This is a genomic window from Bradyrhizobium pachyrhizi (genome assembly GCF_029714545.1).
Classification (GTDB): domain Bacteria; phylum Pseudomonadota; class Alphaproteobacteria; order Rhizobiales; family Xanthobacteraceae; genus Bradyrhizobium; species Bradyrhizobium pachyrhizi.
On the sequence record NZ_CP121667.1, the window covers coordinates 5,099,108 to 5,121,491 of the forward strand.

The window sequence follows — 22,384 nt, forward strand, 5'->3', positions numbered from 1 at the left end:
TCCTCATTTGAACGCAATCTTCATGCCCGCCACGAAGGCGCGCGGCGATCCGGCATAGATCGAGTTGGTCGTGTTCGCCAGTACGCTCGCGGGATTTTGAATGCCTGCCGCGGTCACCGAATTTGAGATATTGTTCGCCGACGCCACGTAGGTCCGGTCGAAGACGTTCCTCACCTCGATGTAGAGGTTCAGCGCCTTGAAATAATCGGAGACGAGATCGGTCTTGTAGTGCAGGTTGAGGTTGACCAGCTCATAGCCCGGCGCCTTCAAGAGGTTGGCGTTGTCCATGTAAAAGCTGTCCTTCCACTGCACTTCGACGAACCCGCCAAGTCCCTGAAACGGACCCGACAGCTGGTCATAGCCCAACCGCGCCGTGAGCTCGTTCGGTGAAATGCCGGGGATCTTGTTGCCGGCGCGATTGAAGCTGAACACCGCGCCGTTCGTGATGTTCTCGACGTATTCCGTGTAGACCTCGTCGAGATAGGTGTAGGCCGCCGAGAACCGCCAGCCCGGCAGGAATTTCCAGTCGGCAGCCAGCTCGACGCCGCGATGCTCCGATCGCGGCGCGTTGAACGTGTAGGAGATGCCCGCAAGCGGCGTGGCCTGGGAAACGAGCTCGTCCTTGAAGAACTCGTAGAAGCCGGTGACGCTGACCTTGAGCGCGTTGTTCGGTGTCCAGTCGGCACCGACATCGTAACCGAGATTCTTTTGCGTCCGCAGCTGGGTGTTGTTGCCCGAGGCGCCACTCGGCAGGACGAACAAATTGCCGACCTGCGGCGTGCCGTATCCGGTTGCCACCCGCCCACGGACTTGCCACTCGCTGCTCAGCCGGTAAAGCAATGCGAGCTCGGGCGCGGTATTCTGGAATTGCCGGTCCGCCGTCGTGATCGCCGTGGTCGTGGCTCCGGCCGCGCCGACGTAGCTATAGGCGGTGTTCCGCCCGGTGAGGTTGGTGGTCTCCCAGCCAATGCCAGCAACGGCCGTCAGCGCAGACGTGAGCTTCAATTCCTCGCGTGCGCGAACACCGTAATTTGTCGTCGTGCTGAACAAATTGCTCGACAGGCTTCCGAGCGTCGCATTTCCGCCCGGCATCACATTGCGCGTATCGCTCGAGGCGGTGAGCGTATTGTAGAAGCCGCCGAAATAGGTGGTCGAATCCAGTCCGAACACATCGCCGCGTCTGACGACGTCGCTCATGTAGTTGTAGGACGGGAAGTCGCCGATCGCGCTGGTCGATCCCGTCGGCTGGTTGATGTTGCGGTCGTCGAACACGAACTGGTTGCGCCAGGTGGTCTGGTTGTCGAAGTCGTGCTCCCAGCGGCCGCCGACGATGGTGCGGCGGTCGTCGCGCCCGAGACCCGCCTGAACCGCTGTCTCCCTGTCGGTCCCGGCCGCCGCGTTGAATCCGTTGTTGAACAACGTCACGGTGGCGCATCCCGGCGCGGCCGTCGCGCCGGTCGTGCAACCCTGCTGGAACGGGTTCTGGTAGAACTGGTTCAGCGAGGAGCGGATCGGCAGGCGCGTCGTCAGGTCATTGTTGATCAGCTTCACCGTGAAGCGATCGTCCGGCGTGACCTGCAGCGTGCCGAGGAAATTGACGGTCTGGGTGTTGAACCAGCTGTTGCCGATGTAGCCGTCGCCGCGCGCGTCGCTCGCGAACAGCGAGCCCTCGAAATTGCCGACCTTCTTGCCCGCGGCGAGATAGTTGTTGAGGTAACCGAAGCTGCCGCCGTCGACGCCATACTCAACGCCGTCGATCGTGCCGCCCGGCCGGGTCCGGAAATTCAGCGCGCCGCCGGTCGCATAATTGCCGTAGAGCGCCGATGACGGTCCGCGGACCACGTCGATCGCGCCATAGGCACGCGGATCGATCAGGTCGCTGCGCGACAGGCCGTCCGGCTGGGTCACCGGGAAACCGTCGTCGAATATGACGAGGTTGCGGATACCGAAGCCGTTCCGCGCATTCGACCCGCGGATGGAGATACCGAAATCACGCGGGCCGTTGCCCTGCTTGATCGAGATGCCCGGACTGTCCCGCAGCACATCGGCGACGGAGAACGCCGGTCGGTCGTCGAACTGGCTGCGGTCGATGGTCGTCTGCGTCTGGCCTGTGGGCGCCCGGTTCAAACCGTCGCGGGTCGCGGCAAGCGTCTCCCCCGGCCTCGCGCCGCCCGCCGGGGCCGCCGTCGCGGCCGGCGCGGTCGCCGGCTTCGGTGGTCGCCGGACTGACGCGGCACGAACGCGCGGCTTCTGCGCCGGCTTGGCGCGCACCGCCGTCCGGGGCGCCTCGACGGTGACGGAGGGTAGCTCTGTGCTGGGCGCCTGGGCTTCGGCAGCGGACGGCAATGCGCAAAGCGTCGCGCTCAGCGCGAGCACGCTTGCCGCCTCCAGCGGGTGATGGCGAAACATGGATGAATCCTGACACCGGCGCTTCGGCCGGCTTGCTCAAGGGCACTTGCCGGCGCGGGACGCATCGGCAGCGACAAGGTCGTCAGGAAAACAGCGGCGGCGCGCGGGCTTGCGCCGAGAGGCCGGCGCGCGAACGATCGAGCTCGGAGGCGAAATCAAGCCAGGTGATCCGGCTCGGCAGGCGTTCGACGGCCTGGGCAGTAACTTGCGGGCTATCAACGGGCGCACCGGTCTGCAGCACGCTGCACGCCGAGCAGCAGCCATCATGGGCGTCGTGACCGGTCTGGTCGCCCTGCCCGGCTCCGGAGCCGGCATCGCCGTGGCAGATGGTGGCGGCCGCGAGCGGATCGGACGCGGCAAGGCTCGCCGCCCAGCAGGCCCCGATCGGTGCAAGAATCTGCACCAGCAGGGCAACCAGGACGATGGGCAGAAAATTCTTCAGCCGCCGGCGCATCGCAAATCCATCCGGGACGGAACTAACCACCATGGGCGCCGGAAGTCGAGATCGCCGATGCGTTCCCGTTTCTTCCAGCCGACGGAAATAACCGAGCGTGGCACTTGCGTCACGGCGACTCCAAAATCAGTCGTATCCCCTTACTTTGCCACGTGTTTTGCATCTCCCGTCACAACCGCCAGTGGCGCCATCCCAATCATTTCGCAAATTGCTCGAAAATTGAACAATCGTTGCCGAAAATGATGACAAGCCTGGAAAGATAGTCTACCAATCCGGGCTCAGGCCAGCCGCGAGGTGTGTCCTGGTGGTCCAAGTCTCGGGAGGAGCCCGACGCGCACAAGCAGCGTCACCCCATCAATCAAGATCAAATCGAATTTTTGGGGCAAATAGGGTCGACACAATTTTTGGAGCAGGGCTTTGAGCCCTGCTCTTTTTTTATGTGATGATCGCAATCCGCTATGACTCCATCATCGAATCCGATCGAACGCAGCTTTGAACTCGCAGCCGCGGCTTGCGATGATCTGACACCGTCAGTCTATCGCCGCCTGTTTCGCGATCATCCCGAAGCGCAGGCGATGTTTCGCACCGAAGGCAGCGAGCCGGTGAAAGGCTCGATGCTGCAGCTGACGATCGAAGCCATCCTCGATTTCGCCGGCGAACGCCGCGGACATTTTCGCCTGATCGAATCGGAAGTGTTCTCGCACGACGCCTACGGAACGCCGCGCGAACTGTTCGTCGCGTTCTTCGCCGTGATCGCCGACAGCTTGCGCGAAATTCTCGGCGAGCAGTGGACTGCGGAGATCGATGCTGCGTGGCACAAGCTGCTCGGCGACATCGAAGCCATCGTGCTGCAGCAGAAACATCTCGTGGACGAGAGGCCGTAGCGTCACCGTTCCGATTGTGACACACTCGCTTTATCCGCGGCGCGTGCAATTGACGCCGACGGTCAGAAAAACAAAGAGGGAGCAAGCAATGCCAGGGACCGACAAGGGGATGGACAAGGCGTCGACGACGCGGCGCGACCTTCTGCAAATGGCGGCGGCGGGTGGAGCTGCGGCCGGCCTGTTCGGCGGAGTGGGCATGACAACGTCGGCGCTCGCCGCTGAAATGGGACGCTCGGAAAAGCCGTTGAAGGCGGCATTCTCCAATGCCGGACTGCAGGCGACATGGTGCGCGCAAGGCAAGCAGGCCGCCGAGTTCTGGGGCAAGCTGTTCAACGTCGAGGTGACCTGGTTCGACGGCCAGCTCGATGCCGTCAAGCAGCGCGCCGCGATCGACAACATGGCCTCGCAGAAATGGGACTTCGTCGCGATCCAGGCGTTCGGCATCGGCACGCTGACCCAGCCGGTGCAGAAGATGATCGACGCCGGCATCCCCGTGATCGACATGGACACGCTTATTGCTCCTCTCGATCAAATTAACGTCCACTCGTTCCTCGCGCCCGACAACGAGTTCATGGGCGCCTCGGTGACCCAGGCGCTGTGCAACGCGATCGGCGGCAAGGGCAAGGTCATCATGACCCAGGGCGCGCTCGGCCACACCGGCGCGCAGGGCCGCGCCAAGGGCTTCAACTCGGTCATCAAGCAGTTCCCGAACATCGAGGTGCTGGATACCCAGCCCGCGGACTGGGACGTCTCGAAGACCGCCCGGCTCTGGGAAACCTATCTGACCAAATACTCGCAGATCGACGCCGCCTTCTTCCACAACGACGACATGGCGCTCGCCGCCTACAACATCATGAAGGCGCGCAACCGCACCAACATCCTGATCGGCGGTGTCGACGCCATGCCGCCTGCGATCCAGGCGGTCAGCGAAGGCCGCATGTTCGCGACCGTCCGCAATCCGTCCTGCCGCATCCATGGCGGCGCGATCGTCGCGGGCGTCGCCGCCGTGGTCGGCGGCGAGAAGAGCGGCCAGGGCATTCCGAAGAACGTCGTGACCGATGGTCCGGTCGTGACCAAGGCCAACGCCGCCGGCATGCAATGGATGGAGGATCACTTCCTGATCTGAGCGGGCCTCATGACCCAGGGACGCTCGGCGATCCTCGAGTTGCACCAGATCACGAAGGCCTTCGGCGGCGTCGAAGCCCTTCGTGGGGTCGACTTCGCGCTGCACGCCGGCGAGATCCATGGTCTCGTCGGCGAGAACGGCGCCGGCAAAAGCACGCTGATGAAGATCATCGCCGGCGTGCATCCGGAGTTCTCCGGCCGCTTCATGCTCGACGGCAAGGAGACCCGCTTCCGCTCCACCCGCGACGCGCACGCCGCCGGCATCGGCATGGTGCATCAGGAGCTCAGCGTCGCGCCGGATCTCACGGTCGCCGAGAACGTTTTCCTTGGCAACCAGCCGACCAACCGCCTCGGCTTCGTGCAATGGCGGCGGATGGCGCGCGAGGCCGGCGAGCAGCTGGCCCGGTTTGGCATCGACGTCGATCCGATGACGCGGCTCGGCGATTTGCCGATCGGCCTGCAGCAGCTGATCGAGATCGCCCGCGTGCTGTTCTCCGGTGCGCGCATCATCATCCTGGACGAGCCGACCTCCGCCCTCTCCCCGCCCGAGGTCGAACGCCTCTTTGCGACGCTGCACAAGCTGCGCGACGAAGGCACCAGCATCGTCTTCATCTCGCATTTCATCGAGGACATTTTGCGGGTCTCCGACGTGGTCACCGTGTTCCGCAACGGGCGCAAAATCGCCGAGACCGCATCCGCCGACACCAGCAAGGGGGCGCTGATCGAGGCCATGATCGGCCGCGGCGGCGAGGCGCTGGAACACAGCTACACCGATGACCTCATGCTCCCGCAATCGAGCGGAGGCGCGGCGGTGCTGAAGGTCGATCAGCTCTCGCTGCGCCGCAGCCTGCAGGACGTCTCGTTCGAGGCCCGCTCCGGCGAAGTGCTCGGCATCTACGGCTTCATGGGCTGCGGGCAGCTGGAGCTGTCGCGGATCCTGTTCGGCAAGCTGCGACCCGACGGCGGAACGCTTGCGGTCGACGGCGCCGCGAAGACGTTTCGCAGCACCGCGGCGGCGCGACGGGCCGGCGTCGCGCTGGTGCCGGAAAGCCGGCGCGCCATGCTGTTCCACCAGGAGCCGGTCTACAAGAACATCTCGATCAGCATCCTCGAGCGGATCTCGGCGCTGCTGCTCAAGCCGGTGCGCGAGCGCGCGATCGCCCAGCGCCAGGTCGAGCAATTGCAGATCCGGCCGCCGGTGGTCGGCCTCGATCTCGGCATGCTGTCCGGCGGCAATCAGCAGAAGGTGGCGCTGGCGAAATGGCTCGCCTACCCGCCGCGCGTGCTGGTGCTGTGCGAGCCGACCCGCGGCATGGATGTCGGCGCCAAGAACGACGTGATCAACATCGTGCGCGATCTCCGCGCCAAGGGGCTGGCGATCATCGTGCTGTCGACGGAGCCGGAGACGGTGCTGTCGCTGGCCGACCGGATCCTGGTGCTCAAGCGCGGCGCGGTGGTCCGCGAATTCGCGGGCGAAGCGGTCAGCAAGGATCGGCTGCTGGAGGCGGCCTAGAGCATGATCCGGAAAAGTGCGAAGCGGTTTTCCCTCGCGACAAACGCAAAAGCGTTTGCGCGGGAGATCATGCTCGAACAAACAGAGAAAGCGCAATGACCACCTCATCGCGCTTGATGGAGAGACATGATGGCAAGCAGTGACGGCGCGACGGCGCGAGCGGATCACCAGCGGTCGCGCGGGCTGGCGCCCTTCCTGCGCTCGCAGATGCGCAACATCGCACCGTTCCTGACGCTGATCTTCCTCAGTGGGTTCTTTGCGATCGCAAGCCCGTCGTTTGCCACCATTGACAATGTCGGCAACATCCTGACCCAGGTGTCGGTCACCGGCATCATCGCCGTTGGCCTCACCTTCGTGATCCTGTGCGCCGAGATTGACCTGTCGATCGCCAGCATCGCCAACGTCACCGGCATTGCGGTGGCGTACTTCACGCTGCAGGAATCCTACGTCAACATCGCCAATGTCCCGATGCCGGGTATCGTCGCGATCCTGCTGGCGCTGGCGCTGTGCGCACTGCTCGGCCTCGTCAACGCGCTGGGGCTAACCATGATCGGCATCCCCTCCTTCATCATGACGCTCGCCATGATGCAGATCGCGGCCGGCGTCTCGGCCCTGCTGGTGCGCGGCCAGATCGCCTACAAGGTACCGCCGCTGATCACGACGCTCGGCTCCGGCTCGATCGGCGGCATCCCCTGGATCGTGATCGTCGCCGCGGTGATGCTGCTCGGCGGCCATCTGGTGCTGACCTACACGCGGTTCGGCCGCTACGTCTACATGGTCGGCGGCAACCGCGAGGCCGCGGAATTTGCCGGCCTCAACGTCAAGCTCATCCTCGGCAGCGTGATGGTGATCTCGGCGGTGTGCTCCGGGATCGGCGGCATGCTCGGCGTCGCCCATTTCGGCAGCGCCCAGCAGAACGAGTTCGACACCTATCTGCTGGATTCGATCGCGGCCGTGGTGGTCGGCGGCACCAGCCTGTTCGGCGGCCGCGGCGGCATCGGCAACACCATCGTCGGCCTGTTCGTGCTCGGCGTGCTCAACAACGGCCTCGACCACGTCAATATCGACAGCTTCCTGAAAATCCTGATCCGCGGGTTGATCCTGCTCGCGGCGCTGATCATCAACGTGTATGCGCAGCGTCTGCGGGAGCAAGCGGCGGATTGAGTGGGCTGGGTCGATCTAAATGCCTCGCCAGTATGAGCTGGACAAGGTTGCACACGCGCCTCTCTCCACGCGTCGTCCCGGCGAAGGCCGGGACCCATACGCCGCGGCGGGTGTTGTTGAAGGGGCTCGTCATTCCAGCATCGCTCAACAATGATCATTGGTGGTTATGGGTCCCGGCCTTCGCCGGGACGACGCCGAGTGTGTATCGCTTGTGAGTCAAACATCCGCCTTCTCGCGACATGATTTGTCCGAGCTTTGCTGTTCGTTCCGCCCTCACGTTTAAGAGGGCACAGGGAAAGCCGAGCTGCGTAGGATGGGTAGAGCGGAGCGAAACCCATCAACCCTTGTCGCGCGGTCAGAACGATGGGTATCGCTCCGCTCCACCCATCCTACATTCCCGGCTACCTCGCAAAATCCGGCTGCCAGTGACGCAGCTCGCGGGCGGCGTAGGTGACCGCGCCGATTGTCGTGTAGGACGGGGCCTCCAGCATCATGTTGCGCGCGAGCTTGAGGGCCCGCGCCTCGCAGATCGCACGCTGCTTCTCGTCGGCGATCCACTCGAAGTCGATGTTGTGCGCGAGGCCGAGGATGCGCCGGATGGTCTTGGCCGCGGCGAAGCCGACCCCGTCCTGGAACAGCCGCGCCATATAGGCCTGCCGTTCCACCTCCAGCCGCGCGGCGCCCGCTTCGCCCGTGAACAGCGACGGCGGATAACCGTCGCCGTTCGCCTCGCTGCGCCACAGCGCGAGGAACTTTCGGGCAAACTCGCCCCAGACACCCTCGATGGTTTCCAGCAGCCACACCTCGAATGACGCGCGCTCGCCTTCCGTGCGCTCGTGGCCGGCGGAAGCCAGATAGGCCATCAGCAGGTTGCCGATGACGGCGCCGATATCAAAACCCATCGGGCCGTAGAAGGCGAACTCGGGATCGATCACCCTGGTCTCGCTGTCCGTGACCATGATCGAGCCGGTGTGCAGGTCGCCGTGCAGCAGCGCCTGCGGGCTCACCATGAATTTCAGCTTCAGCCTGGAGATCGCGACATGGAGGTCGAGGTCCTCGCGGAAGGCTGCCGCGGCCGCGTCGAGATACGGTGCGGTCCAGCGGTTCTGCTCGGCGATGCGATAGGGATCGGTGAAGATCAGATCCTCGGTAATCTTGCACAGCGCGTGGTTGCCGGCGAAATCGGCGATGCCCTGCTTCTTCTCCGCGGCCGACAACGCAAGGTCGGACGTGAAGAACAGCGTTTGCGCCAGGAAGGTCGAGATATCCTCGACAAAGCGCGGGTACCGCGTGGCCTCGATCAGGCCCTTGCGCATGATGATGTGCGGCTCGAGCAGCTCCATCGCGGTGAGCGCGAGCGGCGCATCATGATGCAGCACCGCCGGCACGAGCATCGGCGCCAGCCGCGCCTGATGTACCAGCGCCATGTGCTCGTAATGCGCCCGCGACAGCGGCAGCGGCCAGCTCTCGCCGACGAGCCGCACATAGGGCAGCGCCTGCTTGACCGCGAGGCCGCCGCTTCCGCTCTTGACGATGAAAACGAGATTGAGGTTGCCGTCGCCGACCTCGCTGATCGACCAGTCGGCCGGCGCGCCGCCGAGCTGTGCGACGATGGCAGGAAGGCTCGCGAGATAATCCCGCAGATCGGCTTCCCGCAGGATCCGATATGCGCTCGGCCCGGAGCCCGGCTGGGACTGCAGGTTCATCGTGGTCGCCTCCTCCGCATCGCCAGGGCAAGGTTGATCCCCACTCCATTGGCATCAGTTTCTAAAACAGCATCCCCATCGGTACGTAGCCCGGGTGAGCGAAGCGATACCCGGGAAAGTGATCCCGCATGTCGCTTCGCTCATGCGGGCTACTTCTGATCCAACGAAAACTGCGTATCAGAACGGCATCCCCATCAGTTTCGACAGCCGCTCGATCGAGAGATAGCCGGAATGATAGGCCCACATCGCGATCGCGAAGATCACGGCGGAAATCAGCGTGGTCCATAGCAGCTTGCGGCCCATCCGCGCCAGAATCGGCGCGCCGGGGTCGGTGCCGGGCGCGCCGACATTGTCCTCGTGCTGGCTGCGCACGCCGAACGGCAGCGTCAGGAACAGCACGAGCCACCAAAGGACGAAGTAGATCGCAAGCCCGGTGGAGATTTGGTAAGCCATGCGGCCTCAGGCCTGTTCGATCTCGACCAGGGCGCCGGAAAAGTCCTTCGGGTGGAAGAACAGCACCGGCTTGCCATGCGCGCCGATCTTCGGCTGGCCGTCGCCCAGCACCCGCGCCCCCTCGGCGATCATGCGGTCACGGGCCGCGATGATGTCGGGCACGTCGTAGCAGACATGGTGGATGCCGCCGTCGGCATTGCGCTCGACGAATTTCGCGATCGGCGAGGCCTCGCCGAGCGGCTCGATGAACTCGATCTTGGTGTTCGGCAGCGTCACGAACACGGTGATCACGCCATGTTCCGGCAGCGGCACCGCATCGGAAACCTCGGCATTGAAGGCAGTGCCGTAGATCTTCGCAGCCTGCTTGGCGTCCTTGACCGCGATCGCGACGTGATTGAGCCGGCCCAGCATCTCTTTCTCCCTTTAGTTGAGCTGATCTTTTCGGAAAACCGCTTCGTACTTTTCCGGATCATGCTTAGGCTCAAACCGTCAGAACGTGCACGACGCAGATCGGCTTCTTGCCCCATTGCTCGTTCAGCGCGGCCCGCACCGCGCGGCGCACCGATTCCCCCAGCGCGTCTGGATCGCGCCGCCGCGGCTTCGGCAGGCCCTCGATCGTCGATACCACCACATCGAACACGATGTCGTCGAGCAATTCGCCCGCCGCATTGTTCTCCGGCATGCCGACCAGATCAACCTCGGGATCGTCGGCGATCTCGCCCTGCTCGGTCATGACGATGGCGACGAAGGCGCAGCCGGCAAAGCCCATCCGCCGCCGCTCCACCACGGCGCGCGACTTGGCGTCCTCCAGGATGGTTCCGTCCTTGTAGAGCCGGCCCGCCGGCACCTCGCCGATGATGCCGGGCTCGCCGGGCCCGAGCTTGACGAGGTCGCCGTTGCGGCAGGTCAGGACCTTGGGCACGCCGGCGGCGCGCGCCAGCTTGGCGTGTTCGGCCAGATGCAACGCCTCGCCATGGACGGGGATCAGGAGCTGCGGCCGCACCCAGGAGATCATGTCCCGCAGTTCGTCGCGGCGCGGGTGGCCGGAGACGTGCACCAGGTGCTCACGGTCGGTGATGATCTCGACGCCCTGCATGACCAGGTTGTTGATGATCGAGCCGACCGCCTTCTCGTTGCCGGGAATGGTGCGGGAGGAGAAGATCACGGTGTCGCCCTTGTTCAGGGTGACCTGCGGATGGTCGTCATTGGCGATCCGCGCCAGCGCCGCGCGCGGCTCGCCCTGGCTGCCGGTGCACAGCGCCAGCACCTTGTCGGCCGGGAAATGGCCGTAATAGTCAGCGCTGCGGAATTTATGCGAGCCGTCGAGATAGCCGCATTCGCGCGCCACCTGCACCACGCGCTCCATGGCGCGGCCGACCACGACCACCTCGCGGTCGGCGGCGTTAGCCGCATCGGCTACTGCGCGCACCCGGGCGACGTTGGACGCGAACGTCGTGACCGCGACCCGGCCCTTGGCCGCCTTGACCAGTTTCTTGATGGTGGCGGCGACCTCGGTCTCCGAAGGCGAACGGCCGTCGCGCACCGCGTTGGTGGAATCACCGACCAGCGCCAGCACGCCTTCGTCGCCGAGCTCGCGCAGCCGCCGCTCGTCGGTCGGCTGGCCGATGATCGGGGTCGGATCGATCTTCCAGTCGCCGGTGTGCAGCACGGTGCCGACATCGGTCTTGATCGCCAGCGCGTGCGATTCCGGAATCGAATGCGCGACCGGGATGAACTCGACATTGAACGGACCGATATCGACCCGCCCGCCCGACGGAATCACCGTGACCGGGATTTTTGGCGGGTTGCGCTCGGCGGCGCATTTGGCCTCGAACAGTGCGGCGCTGAATTGCGTCGCATAGATCTTGCAGCCGAGCTTCGGCCAGAGATCGATGATCGCGCCGAAATGATCCTCATGGGCGTGCGTCAGCACGAGGCCCATCAGATTGTTGCGCTCCTTCTCGAGGAAGCGGACGTCGGGCATGATCAGGTCGATGCCCGGCAGATGCTCCTCGTCGCCGAAGGAGACGCCGAGATCGACCGCGAGGAAAGACCGCTGGTGACGGTTGCCGAAGCCGTAGATCGACAGGTTCATGCCGATCTCGCCGACGCCGCCGAGCGGCGCAAAGGTGAGCTCGTCCGGACGCGCCATCAGTTCGACCTCACCGAGGCTGCGGTGCCGAAATAGACCTCGCCCGCGGTCACGGGCAGGCGCTCGCCATCAGCGGTGCGGACGATCAGGCAGCCGGTATCATCGATGGTGTCGAACGTGCCCTCAAGGGTCGCCGAGCCGGTCTGGACCGCGACCTTCTCGCCGAGCCCGGCCGAGCGCTCCAGCCACAGCCGGCGGATCTCGGGGAAGCCGCGGCCGTCGTCCCAGATGCCGCGAAACTCGACCCAGGCGTCCGACAGCGCGGCAAACAGCTCCTCGGCCCCGATCTGGATGCCGAGCGCCGCGAGCGATACGGCCGGCGTCGGCGTCCCCTCGGGTGCTGCGACGACATTGGTGCCAATGCCGACGACGACCGCCAGTCGGCTCCCGATGGCCTCGGCCTCCAGCAGGATGCCCGAGAGCTTCCTGCCGTTGGCCAGCACGTCGTTCGGCCATTTCAGGGTGAACTTCGGGCTGTCCGGTCCGAGCCGCAGCGCCGCCTCGACGCTGACCTTCCGCAGCGCGGCTTCGAGCGACAGCCCGGCGGCAAAGCCGAGCGTGGCGGCGACTGCCGGCTGGACGTCCGTCACCTCGAGGATCGTGCTGGCGAGATTGCCGCGCGGCGCGACCCAGACCCGCTGCCGCCGCCCGCGGCCCGCGGTCTGTTCCGGCGTCACGAACCACATCGGCCCCTGCTCGCCGTCGCGGGCGCGCAGCAACGCCTCGGCATTGGTCGAGCCGATCTGATCGAAGGCGGCGAGCCGGTGGCCCGCCGCTATGGCCCGCGGCCCGAGCGTGAAGGTCATGTCAGAGTTATGCGCATGATTGGTTCCGAAAGCCAGCATCCCGATTTCGGAACCGCACGCGTCAAAATAGCGACTTCGCCGCCGCCGTGGCCACGCTTACCAGCGGGCCCGGATAGGCGAAGTAGAAGATGTTGAAGATGCCGGCGACCGCCAGCACGGTGCGCAGCTCGACGCGGACCGGGTCGAGCTTGCCGAGCGGCTGGTCGAAATACATCACCTTGACGATCGACAGATAGTAGAACGCGCCCACCACGCTGGTCAGCACGCCGATCACGGCGAGCGTGAACAGATTGGCCTTGATCGCGGCGACGAACACGTACCATTTTCCGAAGAACCCGGCGAGCGGCGGCACGCCGGCCAGCGAGAACAGCAGCATCGCGAAGATGAAGGCGAGCAGCGGGTTGGTGCGGGACAGGCCGGCGAAATCGCTGATCTGTTCCAGCGCCTGGCCGTTCCGCTTCATCGCCAGGATGATGCTGAAGGAGCCGAGCGTCATCGCGACGTAGATCGCGATGTAGATCAGGACGCCCTGGGCGCCCTCGACCGTGCCGGAGGCGAGGCCGACCAGCGCAAAGCCCATATGGCCGATCGAGGAATAGGCCATCAGCCGCTTGATGTTGGTCTGGCCGATCGCCGCGAACGAGCCCAGCGCCATCGAGGCGATCGCCACGAATACCAGGATCTGTTGCCACTGGGTGACGATGCCCGGGAACGCGGTCAGCGTCGCGCGGGTGAACACCGCGAGCGCCGCGACCTTCGGGGCGGAGGCGAAGAACGCCGTCACCGGCGTCGGCGCGCCCTCATAGACGTCCGGCGTCCACATGTGGAACGGCACGGCCGACACCTTGAAGCAGAGACCGGCGAGCAGGAACACTAGGCCGAACACGATGCCGATGCTGCCGGTCGTGGCGGCGGCCGCGATGCCGGCGAAGCTGACGGTGCCGGTGAAGCCGTAGATCAGCGAGGCGCCGTAGAGCAGCATGCCCGACGACAGCGCGCCCAGCACGAAATACTTCAGACCCGCCTCGCTCGACTTGGCATTGTCGCGCTGGCTGGCGGCGACGACGTAGAGCGCAAGGCTCATCAGCTCGAGGCCGAGATAGAGCGAGATCAAGTCGCCGGCCGAGATCAGCACCATCATGCCGAGCGTCGACAGCAGCACCAGGATCGAGAACTCGAAGTTGCGGCTCGACGGCTGAGACAGATATTCGGTCGACAGGATGAGGGTTGCCGCCGAGGCGATCAGTGCGAGGACCTTCAGGAAGCGGGCGAAATCATCGACGATGAAGCTGCCGCCGAAGGTCACCAGCTTGCCGGCCGGCAGCCAGAGCTCCAGCACGCCGGTCAGCACCAGGAGACAGATCGCGAGCGCCGTGACGAGCCGCGTCGTCCCCTGCCCGCGATAGGCTCCGATCATCAACAGCACCATCGCGCCGACCGCGAGCACCAGCTCCGGCAGCACCGGCTGCAACTGATAACCTGCACTGGAAAAGCTCATGACGAGGGCCTTACTGGACGGTCAGCGCGGCTGCCTTCACGGCAGTCACGGCGGTTTGGTAATTGTTGACGAGCTGCTGGACCGAGGCGGCCGACATGTCGAGCACCGGCTTCGGATAGACGCCGAACAGGATGGTCAGCGCGATCAGCGGGAACAGCGTCACGCATTCACGGAAGGTGAGATCCTTGATCGACATCAGGGACGGCTTGACCAGCGCGCCGAACACCACCTTGCGGTAGAGCCAAAGCGCGTAACAGGCCGACAGGATCACGCCGGTGGTGGCGAAGAACGCGGTCGGCAGCGAGATCTTGAAGGTTCCGAGCAGCGTCATGAACTCGCCGACGAATCCGCTCGTGCCCGGCAGACCGACATTGGCCATGGTGAAGACCATGAAGGTCAGCGCGTAGAGCGGCATCCGGTTGACGAGACCGCCATAGGCCGCGATCTCGCGGGTGTGCATGCGGTCGTAGACGACGCCGACGCAGAGGAACAGCGCGCCGGAGACGATGCCGTGCGAGACCATCTGGAACATGCCGCCGGCGACGCCCTGCGTGGTCACCGCGAAGATGCCCATGGTGACGAAGCCCATATGCGCCACGGACGAATATGCGATCAGCTTCTTCATGTCCTCCTGCATCATCGCCACCAGCGAGGTGTAGATGATGGCGATGACGGACAGCGTGAACACGAACGGCGCGAAGTCGTGCGAGGCCAGCGGGAACATCGGCAGCGAGAAACGCAGGAAGCCGTAGCCGCCCATCTTCAGCAGGATCGCGGCCAGGATCACCGAGCCCGCCGTCGGCGCCTCGACGTGCGCGTCGGGCAGCCAGGTGTGCACCGGCCACATCGGCATCTTCACCGCGAACGAGGCGAAGAAGGCCAGCCACGCCCAGGTCTGCATCGACCGCGGCACCGCGGTATGCATCAGGGTCGGGATGTCGGTCGTGCCGGCGTTCCAGTACAGCGCCATGATGGCGAGCAGCATCAGAACCGAGCCGAGGAAGGTGTAGAGGAAGAACTTGAACGACGCGTAGACCCGGCGCGGGCCGCCCCAGACGCCGATGATCAGGAACATCGGGATCAGGCCGCCTTCGAAGAACAAATAGAACAGCACGAGATCGAGCGCCGAGAAGGTGCCGACCATCAGCGTTTCCAGGATCAGGAACGCCATCATGTATTCGCCGACGCGCTGCGTCACCGACTTCCAGCTCGCGATGATGCAGAGCGGCATGATCGCGGTGGTCAGGATGATCAGCGGCAGCGAGATGCCGTCGACGCCCATGTGATAGCTGATGCCGGTGGCGAGCCAGGACGCCTTCTCGACGAACTGGAAGTCGGTCGAGGCCGGATCGAAGCGCGCCACCAGGATCAGCGAGATCGCGAAGGTGATCAGCGTGGTCCACAGCGCGATCCAGCGCGCCGTGCGGCTCGCGGTCTCGTCACCGCCCCGCGCCAGCAGATAGACCAGGATCGCGCCGACCGCCGGTAGGAAGGTCGTGACCGAAAGGATGGGCCAGGTTGTCATTTACTGGCCTCCCAAGCCGAACATGAACCAGGTGATCAATCCGGCGGCCCCGATCAGCATCGCGAATGCGTAGTGATAGAGGTAGCCGGTCTGCAATTTCACGACGTTGCGGGTGACGTCGAGCACGCGGGCGGAGACGCCATCGGGACCAAAGCCGTCGATGATGAAGCCGTCGCCCTTCTTCCACAACGTGTAGCCGAGCCACTTCGCCGGGCGCACGAAGATCCAGTCGTACAGCTCGTCGAAGTACCATTTGTTGAGCAGGAACTGGTACAGCATCGGCTGCTGCTGCGCGAGCTCGACCGGCAGATACGGCCTGCGGATGTAGAACAGATACGAGATGAACAGGCCGAGCGCCATCATCACGGTGGGCAGCGGCGCAAGCCAGCCCGGCATGTGCTCCATGTCCTCGAGGATGTGCGGGTTCATCTTCACGGATTCGCGGAAGAACTCTTCCACGCCGTGCGGGTTGACGAACAGCTCCTTGAACGGCAGGCCGGCGAGGATCGAGCCCGCGGCGAGGACGCCGATCGGCACCAGCATCCAGACCGGGCTCTCATGCGCCGCCTCGTAGTGCTTCTGGTCGTGCGGCTCGCCGAAGAACGTCTTGAAGATCAGACGCCAGGAGTAGAACGAGGTCAGGCCGGCGGCCGCGATGGTCAAGAGATAGGCGTAGGTCGCGAACGGATTATGCGCCGCATAGGCCGCCTCGATGATCGCATCCTTGGAGAAGTAGCCGGCGAACAGCGGGAAGCCGGTCAGCGCCAGGGTGCCGATGCACATCACCGCGAAGGTGTACGGGATCTTGCGCCACAGGCCGCCCATGTTGCGGATGTCCTGCTCGTGATGCATCGCGTAGATCACCGAGCCGGAGCCCAGGAATAGCAGCGCCTTGAAGAAGGCGTGCGTGAACAGGTGAAACATGCCGACCGAATAGGCCCCCGCTCCCATCGCCACAAACATGTAGCCGAGCTGCGAACAGGTCGAATACGCGACGATGCGCTTGATGTCGTTCTGCACGAGGCCGATCGTGGCGGCGAAGAACGCCGTGGTCGCGCCGAAGAACATCACCACCGCCTGCGCGGTCGGTGACAACTCGAACAGCGGCGATAGCCGCGCCACCATGAACACGCCGGCGGTGACCATGGTCGCGGCATGGATCAGCGCCGACACCGGGGTCGGACCTTCCATCGCGTCCGGCAACCAGGTGTGCAGCAGGAACTGGGCCGACTTGCCCATCGCGCCCATGAACAGCAACAGGCAGGTCAAAGTCAGCGCGTCGGCCTGCCAGCCGAAGAAGTTCATGGTCTTGCCGGTCAGCCCCGGCGCGGCGTGGAAGATGGTCTCGAAATCGGTCGAGCCGACCAGCGCGTAGATCGCGAAGATGCCGAGCGCGAAGCCGAAGTCGCCGACGCGGTTGACCACGAAGGCCTTGATCGCCGCGGCATTGGCCGACGGCTTCTGGTACCAGAAGCCGATCAGCAAGTAGCTCGCGAGGCCGACGCCCTCCCAGCCGAAGAACAGCTGCACCAGGTTGTCGGACGTCACCAGCATCAGCATCGCGAAGGTGAACAGGCTGAGATAGCCGAAGAAGCGCGGCCGGTTCGGGTCCTCGTCCATGTAGCCGATGGAGTAGAGGTGGACGAGCGCGGACACCGTGTTGACCACGACCAGCATAACCGCGGTCAGGGTGTCGACGCGGAGCGTCCAGGCCACCTGCAGGTCGCCCGAGGTGATCCAGGGCAGCAGCACGACGCGCGCGTCGTGGTGCATGAAGCCGACATCGACCAGCGTGAACCAGGACAGCGCGGCCGAGACGAACAAGAGGCCCGTGGTGATCAGCTCGGCAAGGCGGGAGCCCGCCGCCGGCGGCTCGGAGACGTGGTGGTCGTCATGGCCATGGTCATCATGGCCGTGATCGTCATGGGCCGCGGAGGCATGGGCATCCCCATGCGCATCGTCGTGATGGCCGACGGTATCGCCGCTCGGGCAGCGCGCATGGGCACCGACCAGCGAGATAATGCCTGCGAGGATGGCGCCCAGCAGAGGCAGGAATACGATTGCCTGAACCATAACTGCGCCTAGCCCTTCATCAGATTGACGTCTTCAACCGCGATCGAACCGCGGTTGCGGAAATACACCACCAGCACGGCGAGACCGATCGCAGCCTCGGCGGCGGCCACCGTCAGCACCAAGAGCGCGAACACCTGGCCGACGATGTCGCCGAGGAAGGTCGAGAACGCCACCAGGTTGATGTTGACCGACAGCAGGATCAGCTCGATCGACATCAGGATGACGATGATGTTCTTGCGGTTGAGGAAGATGCCGAGGATCCCGAGCGTGAACAGGATCGCGGCGACCGCGAGATAGTGTCCGAGCCCGATCGTCATTTCACCCACTCCGCCGCGTCGGCATCCTGCAGGCCCTGCCCTGACGCCACCTTGCGCATCGCCATCGCCATCTCGGGCGTGCGCGCGTTCTGCACGTTGATGTTCTGCCGCTTGACCTTGGCCTTGTGGCGCAGCGTCAGCACGATGGCGCCGATCATCGCGACCAGCAGCACCATGCCGGCGAGCTGGAAGTAATGGATGTACTTCGTATAGAGCACGAGGCCGAGCGCCTCGGTGTTGCTGACATTGGTCGGGATCGCCGCGGTGATCGTCTTGGTCACGGCCGGGTTGATCACCCAGGCGCCGACGACGAGCAGCAACTCGAACATGAAGATGCCGCCGATCACGATGCCGATCGGCAGATACTGGATGAAGCCCTCGCGCAGCTCGACGAAGTCGACGTCGAGCATCATGATCACGAATAGGAACAGCACCGCGACGGCGCCGACATAGACCACGATCAGCATCATCCCGAGGAACTCGGCGCCCATCAGGATGAACAGCCCGGCCGCGTTGACGAAGGCCAGGATCAGGAACAGCACGGAGTGCACAGGATTGCGCGAGACAATCACCATCACCGCCGAGGCCACGCAGGCCGCAGCAAACAGGTAGAAGAACAGCGCCGGAAGGATCATGCCCTCACCTCACCGGTACGGCGCGTCGAGCGCGATCGACTTCGCGATCTCGCGCTCCCAGCGGTCGCCATTGGCGAGCAGCTTGGCCTTGTCATAGTACAGTTCCTCGCGGGTCTCGGTCGCGAATTCGAAATTCGGGCCCTCGACGATGGCGTCGACCGGGCATGCCTCCTGGCACAGGCCGCAATAGATGCACTTCACCATGTCGATGTCGTAACGCACCGTGCGGCGGGTGCCGTCGTTGCGGCGCGGGCCGGCCTCGATCGTGATCGCCTGCGCCGGGCAGATCGCCTCGCACAGCTTGCAGGCGATGCAGCGTTCCTCGCCGTTCGGATAGCGGCGCAGCGCGTGCTCGCCGCGGAAGCGCGGCGAGATCGGGCCCTTCTCGAAGGGATAGTTCAGTGTCGGCTTCGGCTGGAAGAAATAGCGCATCGCGAGGAAGAACGCCGAGACGAATTCCGACAGCAGAAGCGAGCGGGCTGTTGCGTTGACATTGACACTCATGACGGCCTCACTTCGGCGCGATGCCGGCGAACTGCAGCACGCCGGCCACGATCACCACCATCGCCAGCGACAGCGGCAGGAACACCTTCCAGCCGAGCCGCATCAGTTGATCGTAGCGGTAGCGCGGCACGATCGCCTTCGCCATCGCGAACATGAAGAACATGAAGAACACCTTCAGGGCGAACCAGACGATGCCCGGAATCCAGGTGAACGGCGGCAGGTTGACCGGCGGCAGCCAGCCGCCCAGGAACAGGATCGACGCCAGCGCGCACATCGTGGTGATCGCGACATACTCGCCGAGCATGAACAGGAGGTACGGGGTCGAGCCGTATTCGGTCATGAAGCCGGCGACCAGTTCGGATTCGGCTTCGACCAGGTCGAATGGCGGACGGTTGGTTTCCGCCAGCGCCGAGACGTAGAATACGACGAACATCGGGAACAGCGGCCACACATACCAGTTCAGGATGGTGAGCTGCGGCAATCCGATCAGGTGCGCAAGCCCGCGGGTGTTCTGCGCCTCAACCACCGCCGACAGGTTCAGCGAGCCGACGCAGAGCAGCACGGTGATGATGACGAAGCCGATCGAGACCTCGTAAGACACCATCTGCGCCGCCGAGCGCAGTGCGGCCAGGAACGGATACTTCGAGTTCGACGACCAGCCGGCCATGATGATGCCGTAGATCGACAGCGACGAGATCGCGAAGATGTAGAGAACGCCGACATTGATGTCGGAGATCACCCAGCCGAGATCGAACGGGATCACGGCCCAGGCGGCCAGCGCCAGGATGCACGACACCAGCGGCGCCAGCAGGAACACGCCCTTGTTGGAGCCGGACGGAATCACCGGCTCCTTCAGCACGAATTTCAGGAGGTCGGCGAAGGATTGCAGCAATCCGAATGGGCCGACCACGTTGGGGCCCCGGCGGATCTGCACCGCCGCCCAGATCTTGCGGTCGGCGAGCAGGATGTAGGCGATCGCGATCAGGAGCACGACCAGCAGCAACAAGCTCTCCGCGACCATGATGATCAGCGGCCAGAGGAAGCCGGTCCAGAACGAGCTTGCGAAGAATTCAGCCATCAGGTCACGCTCACTCCGCTGCCGTCAGCATTCGGCCCGACGCCAGCCGCGAGCATTCCGCCATCACGGCAGAGGCCCGCGCGATCGGGTTGGTCAGATAGAAGTCCTCGATGGTCGGCTTGAATGCCGCCTTGTCGACGCTGCCGCCCTTGCCTGCCAGCGCCTTGACGTCGTCAGCCTTGCCGGCCTTGATCTGGTCGAGCCGCATCAGATGCGGATAGGCCTTGAACATCGCCTGCCGCAGCGCCTGCAGCGAGTCGAACGGCAGCTTCTTGCCGAGCACGTCGGACAGCGCGCGGATGATCGCCCAGTCCTCGCGGGCCTCGCCCGGCGGGAACGCGGCGCGGTTGGCGATCTGCGCCCGGCCTTCGGTGTTGACGTAGATGCCGGACTTCTCGGTATAGGCCGCGCCCGGCAGGATGACGTCGGCGCGATGCGCGCCCTGGTCGCCATGGGTGCCGATATAGACCACGAAGGTACCGTCCGGCGCCTTGATCTCGTCGGCGCCGAGCAGGAACAGCACGTCGAGCGTGCCGAAGGTCGTCATCTGCGCCGAGGTCAGGCCACCGGCCGCCGGCGAGAAGCCGATATCGAGCGCGCCGGCGCGCGAGGCGGTATCCTGCAACACGGCAAAGCCGTTCCAGCCGTCCTTCAGCGCGCCGACGTCGACCGCGAGCTTGGCGGCCTGCGCCAGCACGGCCGCCCCGTCATGCCTGGCGTAGGCGCCGGCGCCGACCAGGATGATCGGGTGCTGCGCCTTCTTCAAGACGTCGGCAAAGGAGTGCTTGCCCGCCAGGAGATCGGCCAGCGTGTCGGTGCCCGCGCCGAGATAGTCGTGGTCATAGGTGAAATCGGCCTTGGCGCCGATCATGCCGACCTTGAGCCCGCCGGTACGCCAGCGCTTGCGGATCCGCGCGTTCAGCACGGCGGCTTCCTTGCGCGGATGCGAGCCGATGATCAGGATCGCGTCGGCCTGGTCGATACCGGCGATGGTCGGATTGAAGATGTAGGAGCCGCGGCCGGCCTTGGCGTCGAACGCATCGCCGCCCTGCACGGCGAGATTGACCGAGCCGAACTTCGCGAGCAGCTCCTTCAGCGCATACATTTCGTCGATCGCGGCGAGATCGCCGGCGATCGCGCCGATCCGCTTGCCGTCGCTGCGGCCCGCCTTGGCGGCGATGGCGGCGAAGGCTTCCTGCCAGGTCGCCGGCCGGAGCTGGCCGTTCTCGCGCACATAGGGCCGGTCGAGGCGCTGAGTGCGCAGGCCGTCGACGATGTGGCGGGTCTTGTCGGAGATCCACTCCTCGTTCACCGCCTCGTTGATGCGCGGCAGGATGCGCATCACCTCGCGGCCGCGGGTGTCGACGCGGATCGCCGAGCCGACGCCGTCCATGACGTCGACCGACTGCGTCTTGCCAAGCTCCCAGGGCCGCGCCGCGAACGCGTAAGGCTTCGAGGTCAGCGCGCCGACCGGGCAGATGTCGACGAGGTTGCCCTGCAACTCCGAGCTCAGCGCCTGCTCGAGATAGGTGGTGATCTCCATGTCCTCGCCGCGGCCTGTCGCGCCCATTTCCGGCGCGCCGCAGACTTCGGCGGAGAAGCGGACGCAGCGCGTGCACTGGATGCAGCGGTTCATCGAGGTCTTGACCAGCGCGCCGAGATACTTGTCCTCGACCGCGCGCTTGTTCTCGGCGAAACGGCTGGTGTCGACGCCATAGCCCATCGCCTGGTCCTGCAGGTCGCACTCGCCGCCCTGGTCGCAGATCGGGCAGTCCAGCGGATGGTTGATCAGAAGGAACTCCATCACGCCTTCGCGCGCCTTCTTCACCATCGGCGAACGGGTCGAGATCTCCGGCGGCTCGCCCTTCGGTCCCGGACGGCAATCGCGTACGGCCCAGGCGCAGCTGGCGACCGGCTTCGGGCCGCCCTTCACCTCGACCAGGCACATCCGGCAATTGCCGGCGATCGACAGCCGCTCGTGATAGCAGAAGCGCGGAATCTCCGCGCCGGCCGCCTCGCATGCCTGCAGCAGCGTGTACTCGGGCGGCACATCGATCTCTTTGCCATCGACGATGATCTTGCTCATGT

General features: G+C 64.8%; 19 protein-coding genes. 4 read left to right on the forward strand and 15 right to left on the reverse strand.

Features of this window, described 5'->3' with window-relative positions; all coding sequences use genetic code 11:
- Positions 1-3: 3 nt before the first annotated feature.
- Positions 4-2,409, reverse strand: coding sequence for a TonB-dependent receptor family protein (locus QA639_RS23945; protein ID WP_283087525.1), 2,406 nt, complete (start codon positions 2,407-2,409; stop codon positions 4-6).
- A gap of 82 nt (positions 2,410-2,491) precedes the next feature.
- Positions 2,492-2,863 carry a DUF2946 domain-containing protein gene (locus QA639_RS23950; RefSeq protein WP_283087526.1) on the reverse strand — a complete coding sequence of 124 codons (372 nt, stop codon included), beginning with the start codon at positions 2,861-2,863 and terminating at the stop codon, positions 2,492-2,494.
- 458 nt (positions 2,864-3,321) lie between these two features.
- Here QA639_RS23950 and QA639_RS23955 point away from each other — a divergent pair, with 458 nt between their 5' ends.
- From QA639_RS23955 to QA639_RS23970, 4 genes are all read left to right on the forward strand, one after another.
- A complete protein-coding gene (locus QA639_RS23955) occupies positions 3,322-3,747 on the forward strand; it encodes a globin (RefSeq protein WP_028333985.1) in 426 nt (141 codons plus the stop codon).
- Positions 3,748-3,835: 88 nt separating this feature from the next.
- The gene (locus QA639_RS23960) at positions 3,836-4,873 is read left to right on the forward strand and encodes a sugar ABC transporter substrate-binding protein (protein WP_283087527.1); all 1,038 of its coding nucleotides are present in this window, start codon (positions 3,836-3,838) and stop codon (positions 4,871-4,873) included.
- Positions 4,874-4,882: 9 nt separating this feature from the next.
- Positions 4,883-6,385 (forward strand): sugar ABC transporter ATP-binding protein, encoded by a 1,503-nt coding sequence (locus tag QA639_RS23965; RefSeq protein ID WP_157341127.1) that lies wholly within the window; start codon positions 4,883-4,885, stop codon positions 6,383-6,385.
- 129 nt (positions 6,386-6,514) lie between these two features.
- The gene (locus tag QA639_RS23970; RefSeq protein ID WP_050384875.1) at positions 6,515-7,549 is read left to right on the forward strand and encodes an ABC transporter permease; all 1,035 of its coding nucleotides are present in this window, start codon (positions 6,515-6,517) and stop codon (positions 7,547-7,549) included.
- 401 nt (positions 7,550-7,950) lie between these two features.
- Here the strand turns inward: QA639_RS23970 and mtnK are convergent, their stop codons facing one another.
- The 13 genes from mtnK to nuoG form a co-directional block, all read right to left on the reverse strand.
- Complete coding sequence (gene mtnK / locus QA639_RS23975; RefSeq protein ID WP_157341125.1) at positions 7,951-9,255, reverse strand: S-methyl-5-thioribose kinase; 1,305 nt, start codon at positions 9,253-9,255, stop codon at positions 7,951-7,953.
- Between the two features lie 177 nt (positions 9,256-9,432).
- Positions 9,433-9,708: a DUF1467 family protein gene (locus QA639_RS23980; RefSeq protein ID WP_057016477.1), complete on the reverse strand. Its 276-nt coding sequence runs from the start codon at positions 9,706-9,708 to the stop codon at positions 9,433-9,435.
- 6 nt (positions 9,709-9,714) lie between these two features.
- Complete coding sequence (mce, locus tag QA639_RS23985; protein WP_157341123.1) at positions 9,715-10,119, reverse strand: methylmalonyl-CoA epimerase; 405 nt, start codon at positions 10,117-10,119, stop codon at positions 9,715-9,717.
- 70 nt (positions 10,120-10,189) lie between these two features.
- Entirely contained in the window at positions 10,190-11,860 is a 1,671-nt protein-coding gene (locus tag QA639_RS23990) for a ribonuclease J (protein WP_157341121.1), read from the reverse strand.
- A complete protein-coding gene (locus QA639_RS23995; RefSeq protein ID WP_157341332.1) occupies positions 11,860-12,666 on the reverse strand; it encodes a biotin--[acetyl-CoA-carboxylase] ligase in 807 nt (268 codons plus the stop codon). The genes QA639_RS23990 and QA639_RS23995 overlap by 1 nt, the downstream gene beginning before the upstream one ends.
- A gap of 61 nt (positions 12,667-12,727) precedes the next feature.
- Positions 12,728-14,164 (reverse strand): NADH-quinone oxidoreductase subunit NuoN, encoded by a 1,437-nt coding sequence (gene nuoN / locus QA639_RS24000; protein ID WP_026192819.1) that lies wholly within the window; start codon positions 14,162-14,164, stop codon positions 12,728-12,730.
- 10 nt (positions 14,165-14,174) lie between these two features.
- Positions 14,175-15,689, reverse strand: coding sequence for an NADH-quinone oxidoreductase subunit M (locus QA639_RS24005; protein WP_028333977.1), 1,515 nt, complete (start codon positions 15,687-15,689; stop codon positions 14,175-14,177).
- Positions 15,690-17,762, reverse strand: a complete 2,073-nt coding sequence (nuoL, locus tag QA639_RS24010) for an NADH-quinone oxidoreductase subunit L (protein ID WP_157341118.1) — start codon at positions 17,760-17,762, stop codon at positions 15,690-15,692.
- Between the two features lie 8 nt (positions 17,763-17,770).
- Complete coding sequence (nuoK, locus tag QA639_RS24015) at positions 17,771-18,079, reverse strand: NADH-quinone oxidoreductase subunit NuoK (protein WP_016841823.1); 309 nt, start codon at positions 18,077-18,079, stop codon at positions 17,771-17,773.
- Positions 18,076-18,714, reverse strand: a complete 639-nt coding sequence (locus tag QA639_RS24020; protein WP_028333975.1) for an NADH-quinone oxidoreductase subunit J — start codon at positions 18,712-18,714, stop codon at positions 18,076-18,078. The genes nuoK and QA639_RS24020 overlap by 4 nt, the downstream gene beginning before the upstream one ends.
- 9 nt (positions 18,715-18,723) lie before the next feature.
- Positions 18,724-19,218, reverse strand: coding sequence for an NADH-quinone oxidoreductase subunit NuoI (gene nuoI / locus QA639_RS24025; protein WP_018271854.1), 495 nt, complete (start codon positions 19,216-19,218; stop codon positions 18,724-18,726).
- A 7-nt stretch (positions 19,219-19,225) separates the two neighbouring features.
- On the reverse strand, positions 19,226-20,296 hold the full coding sequence (nuoH, locus tag QA639_RS24030) for an NADH-quinone oxidoreductase subunit NuoH (RefSeq protein WP_018271855.1): 1,071 nt from the start codon (positions 20,294-20,296) through the stop codon (positions 19,226-19,228).
- 10 nt (positions 20,297-20,306) lie between these two features.
- The gene (nuoG, locus tag QA639_RS24035) at positions 20,307-22,382 is read right to left on the reverse strand and encodes an NADH-quinone oxidoreductase subunit NuoG (protein WP_283087528.1); all 2,076 of its coding nucleotides are present in this window, start codon (positions 22,380-22,382) and stop codon (positions 20,307-20,309) included.
- Between the last annotated feature and the right edge of the window lie 2 nt (positions 22,383-22,384).

Excerpts from the sequence above, each read along its gene's own strand:
- QA639_RS23965 (WP_157341127.1), top strand. The coding sequence starts at position 4,883 with ATGACCCAGGGACGCTCGGCGATCCTCGAGTTGCACCAGATCACGAAG.
- QA639_RS23955 (WP_028333985.1), top strand. The coding sequence starts at position 3,322 with ATGACTCCATCATCGAATCCGATCGAACGCAGCTTTGAACTCGCAGCC.
- QA639_RS23945 (WP_283087525.1), bottom strand. The coding sequence starts at position 2,409 with ATGTTTCGCCATCACCCGCTGGAGGCGGCAAGCGTGCTCGCGCTGAGC.
- QA639_RS23995 (WP_157341332.1), bottom strand. The coding sequence starts at position 12,666 with ATGACCTTCACGCTCGGGCCGCGGGCCATAGCGGCGGGCCACCGGCTC.
- QA639_RS23980 (WP_057016477.1), bottom strand. The coding sequence starts at position 9,708 with ATGGCTTACCAAATCTCCACCGGGCTTGCGATCTACTTCGTCCTTTGG.
- QA639_RS23960 (WP_283087527.1), top strand. The coding sequence starts at position 3,836 with ATGCCAGGGACCGACAAGGGGATGGACAAGGCGTCGACGACGCGGCGC.
- nuoH (WP_018271855.1), bottom strand. The coding sequence starts at position 20,296 with ATGGCTGAATTCTTCGCAAGCTCGTTCTGGACCGGCTTCCTCTGGCCG.
- nuoN (WP_026192819.1), bottom strand. The coding sequence starts at position 14,164 with ATGAGCTTTTCCAGTGCAGGTTATCAGTTGCAGCCGGTGCTGCCGGAG.
- QA639_RS24005 (WP_028333977.1), bottom strand. The coding sequence starts at position 15,689 with ATGACAACCTGGCCCATCCTTTCGGTCACGACCTTCCTACCGGCGGTC.
- QA639_RS23990 (WP_157341121.1), bottom strand. The coding sequence starts at position 11,860 with ATGGCGCGTCCGGACGAGCTCACCTTTGCGCCGCTCGGCGGCGTCGGC.
- mce (WP_157341123.1), bottom strand. The coding sequence starts at position 10,119 with ATGCTGGGCCGGCTCAATCACGTCGCGATCGCGGTCAAGGACGCCAAG.
- QA639_RS23970 (WP_050384875.1), top strand. The coding sequence starts at position 6,515 with ATGGCAAGCAGTGACGGCGCGACGGCGCGAGCGGATCACCAGCGGTCG.
- nuoG (WP_283087528.1), bottom strand. The coding sequence starts at position 22,382 with ATGAGCAAGATCATCGTCGATGGCAAAGAGATCGATGTGCCGCCCGAG.
- nuoI (WP_018271854.1), bottom strand. The coding sequence starts at position 19,218 with ATGAGTGTCAATGTCAACGCAACAGCCCGCTCGCTTCTGCTGTCGGAA.
- nuoL (WP_157341118.1), bottom strand. The coding sequence starts at position 17,762 with ATGGTTCAGGCAATCGTATTCCTGCCTCTGCTGGGCGCCATCCTCGCA.
- mtnK (WP_157341125.1), bottom strand. The coding sequence starts at position 9,255 with ATGAACCTGCAGTCCCAGCCGGGCTCCGGGCCGAGCGCATATCGGATC.
- QA639_RS24020 (WP_028333975.1), bottom strand. The coding sequence starts at position 18,714 with ATGATCCTTCCGGCGCTGTTCTTCTACCTGTTTGCTGCGGCCTGCGTG.
- QA639_RS23950 (WP_283087526.1), bottom strand. The coding sequence starts at position 2,863 with ATGCGCCGGCGGCTGAAGAATTTTCTGCCCATCGTCCTGGTTGCCCTG.
- nuoK (WP_016841823.1), bottom strand. The coding sequence starts at position 18,079 with ATGACGATCGGGCTCGGACACTATCTCGCGGTCGCCGCGATCCTGTTC.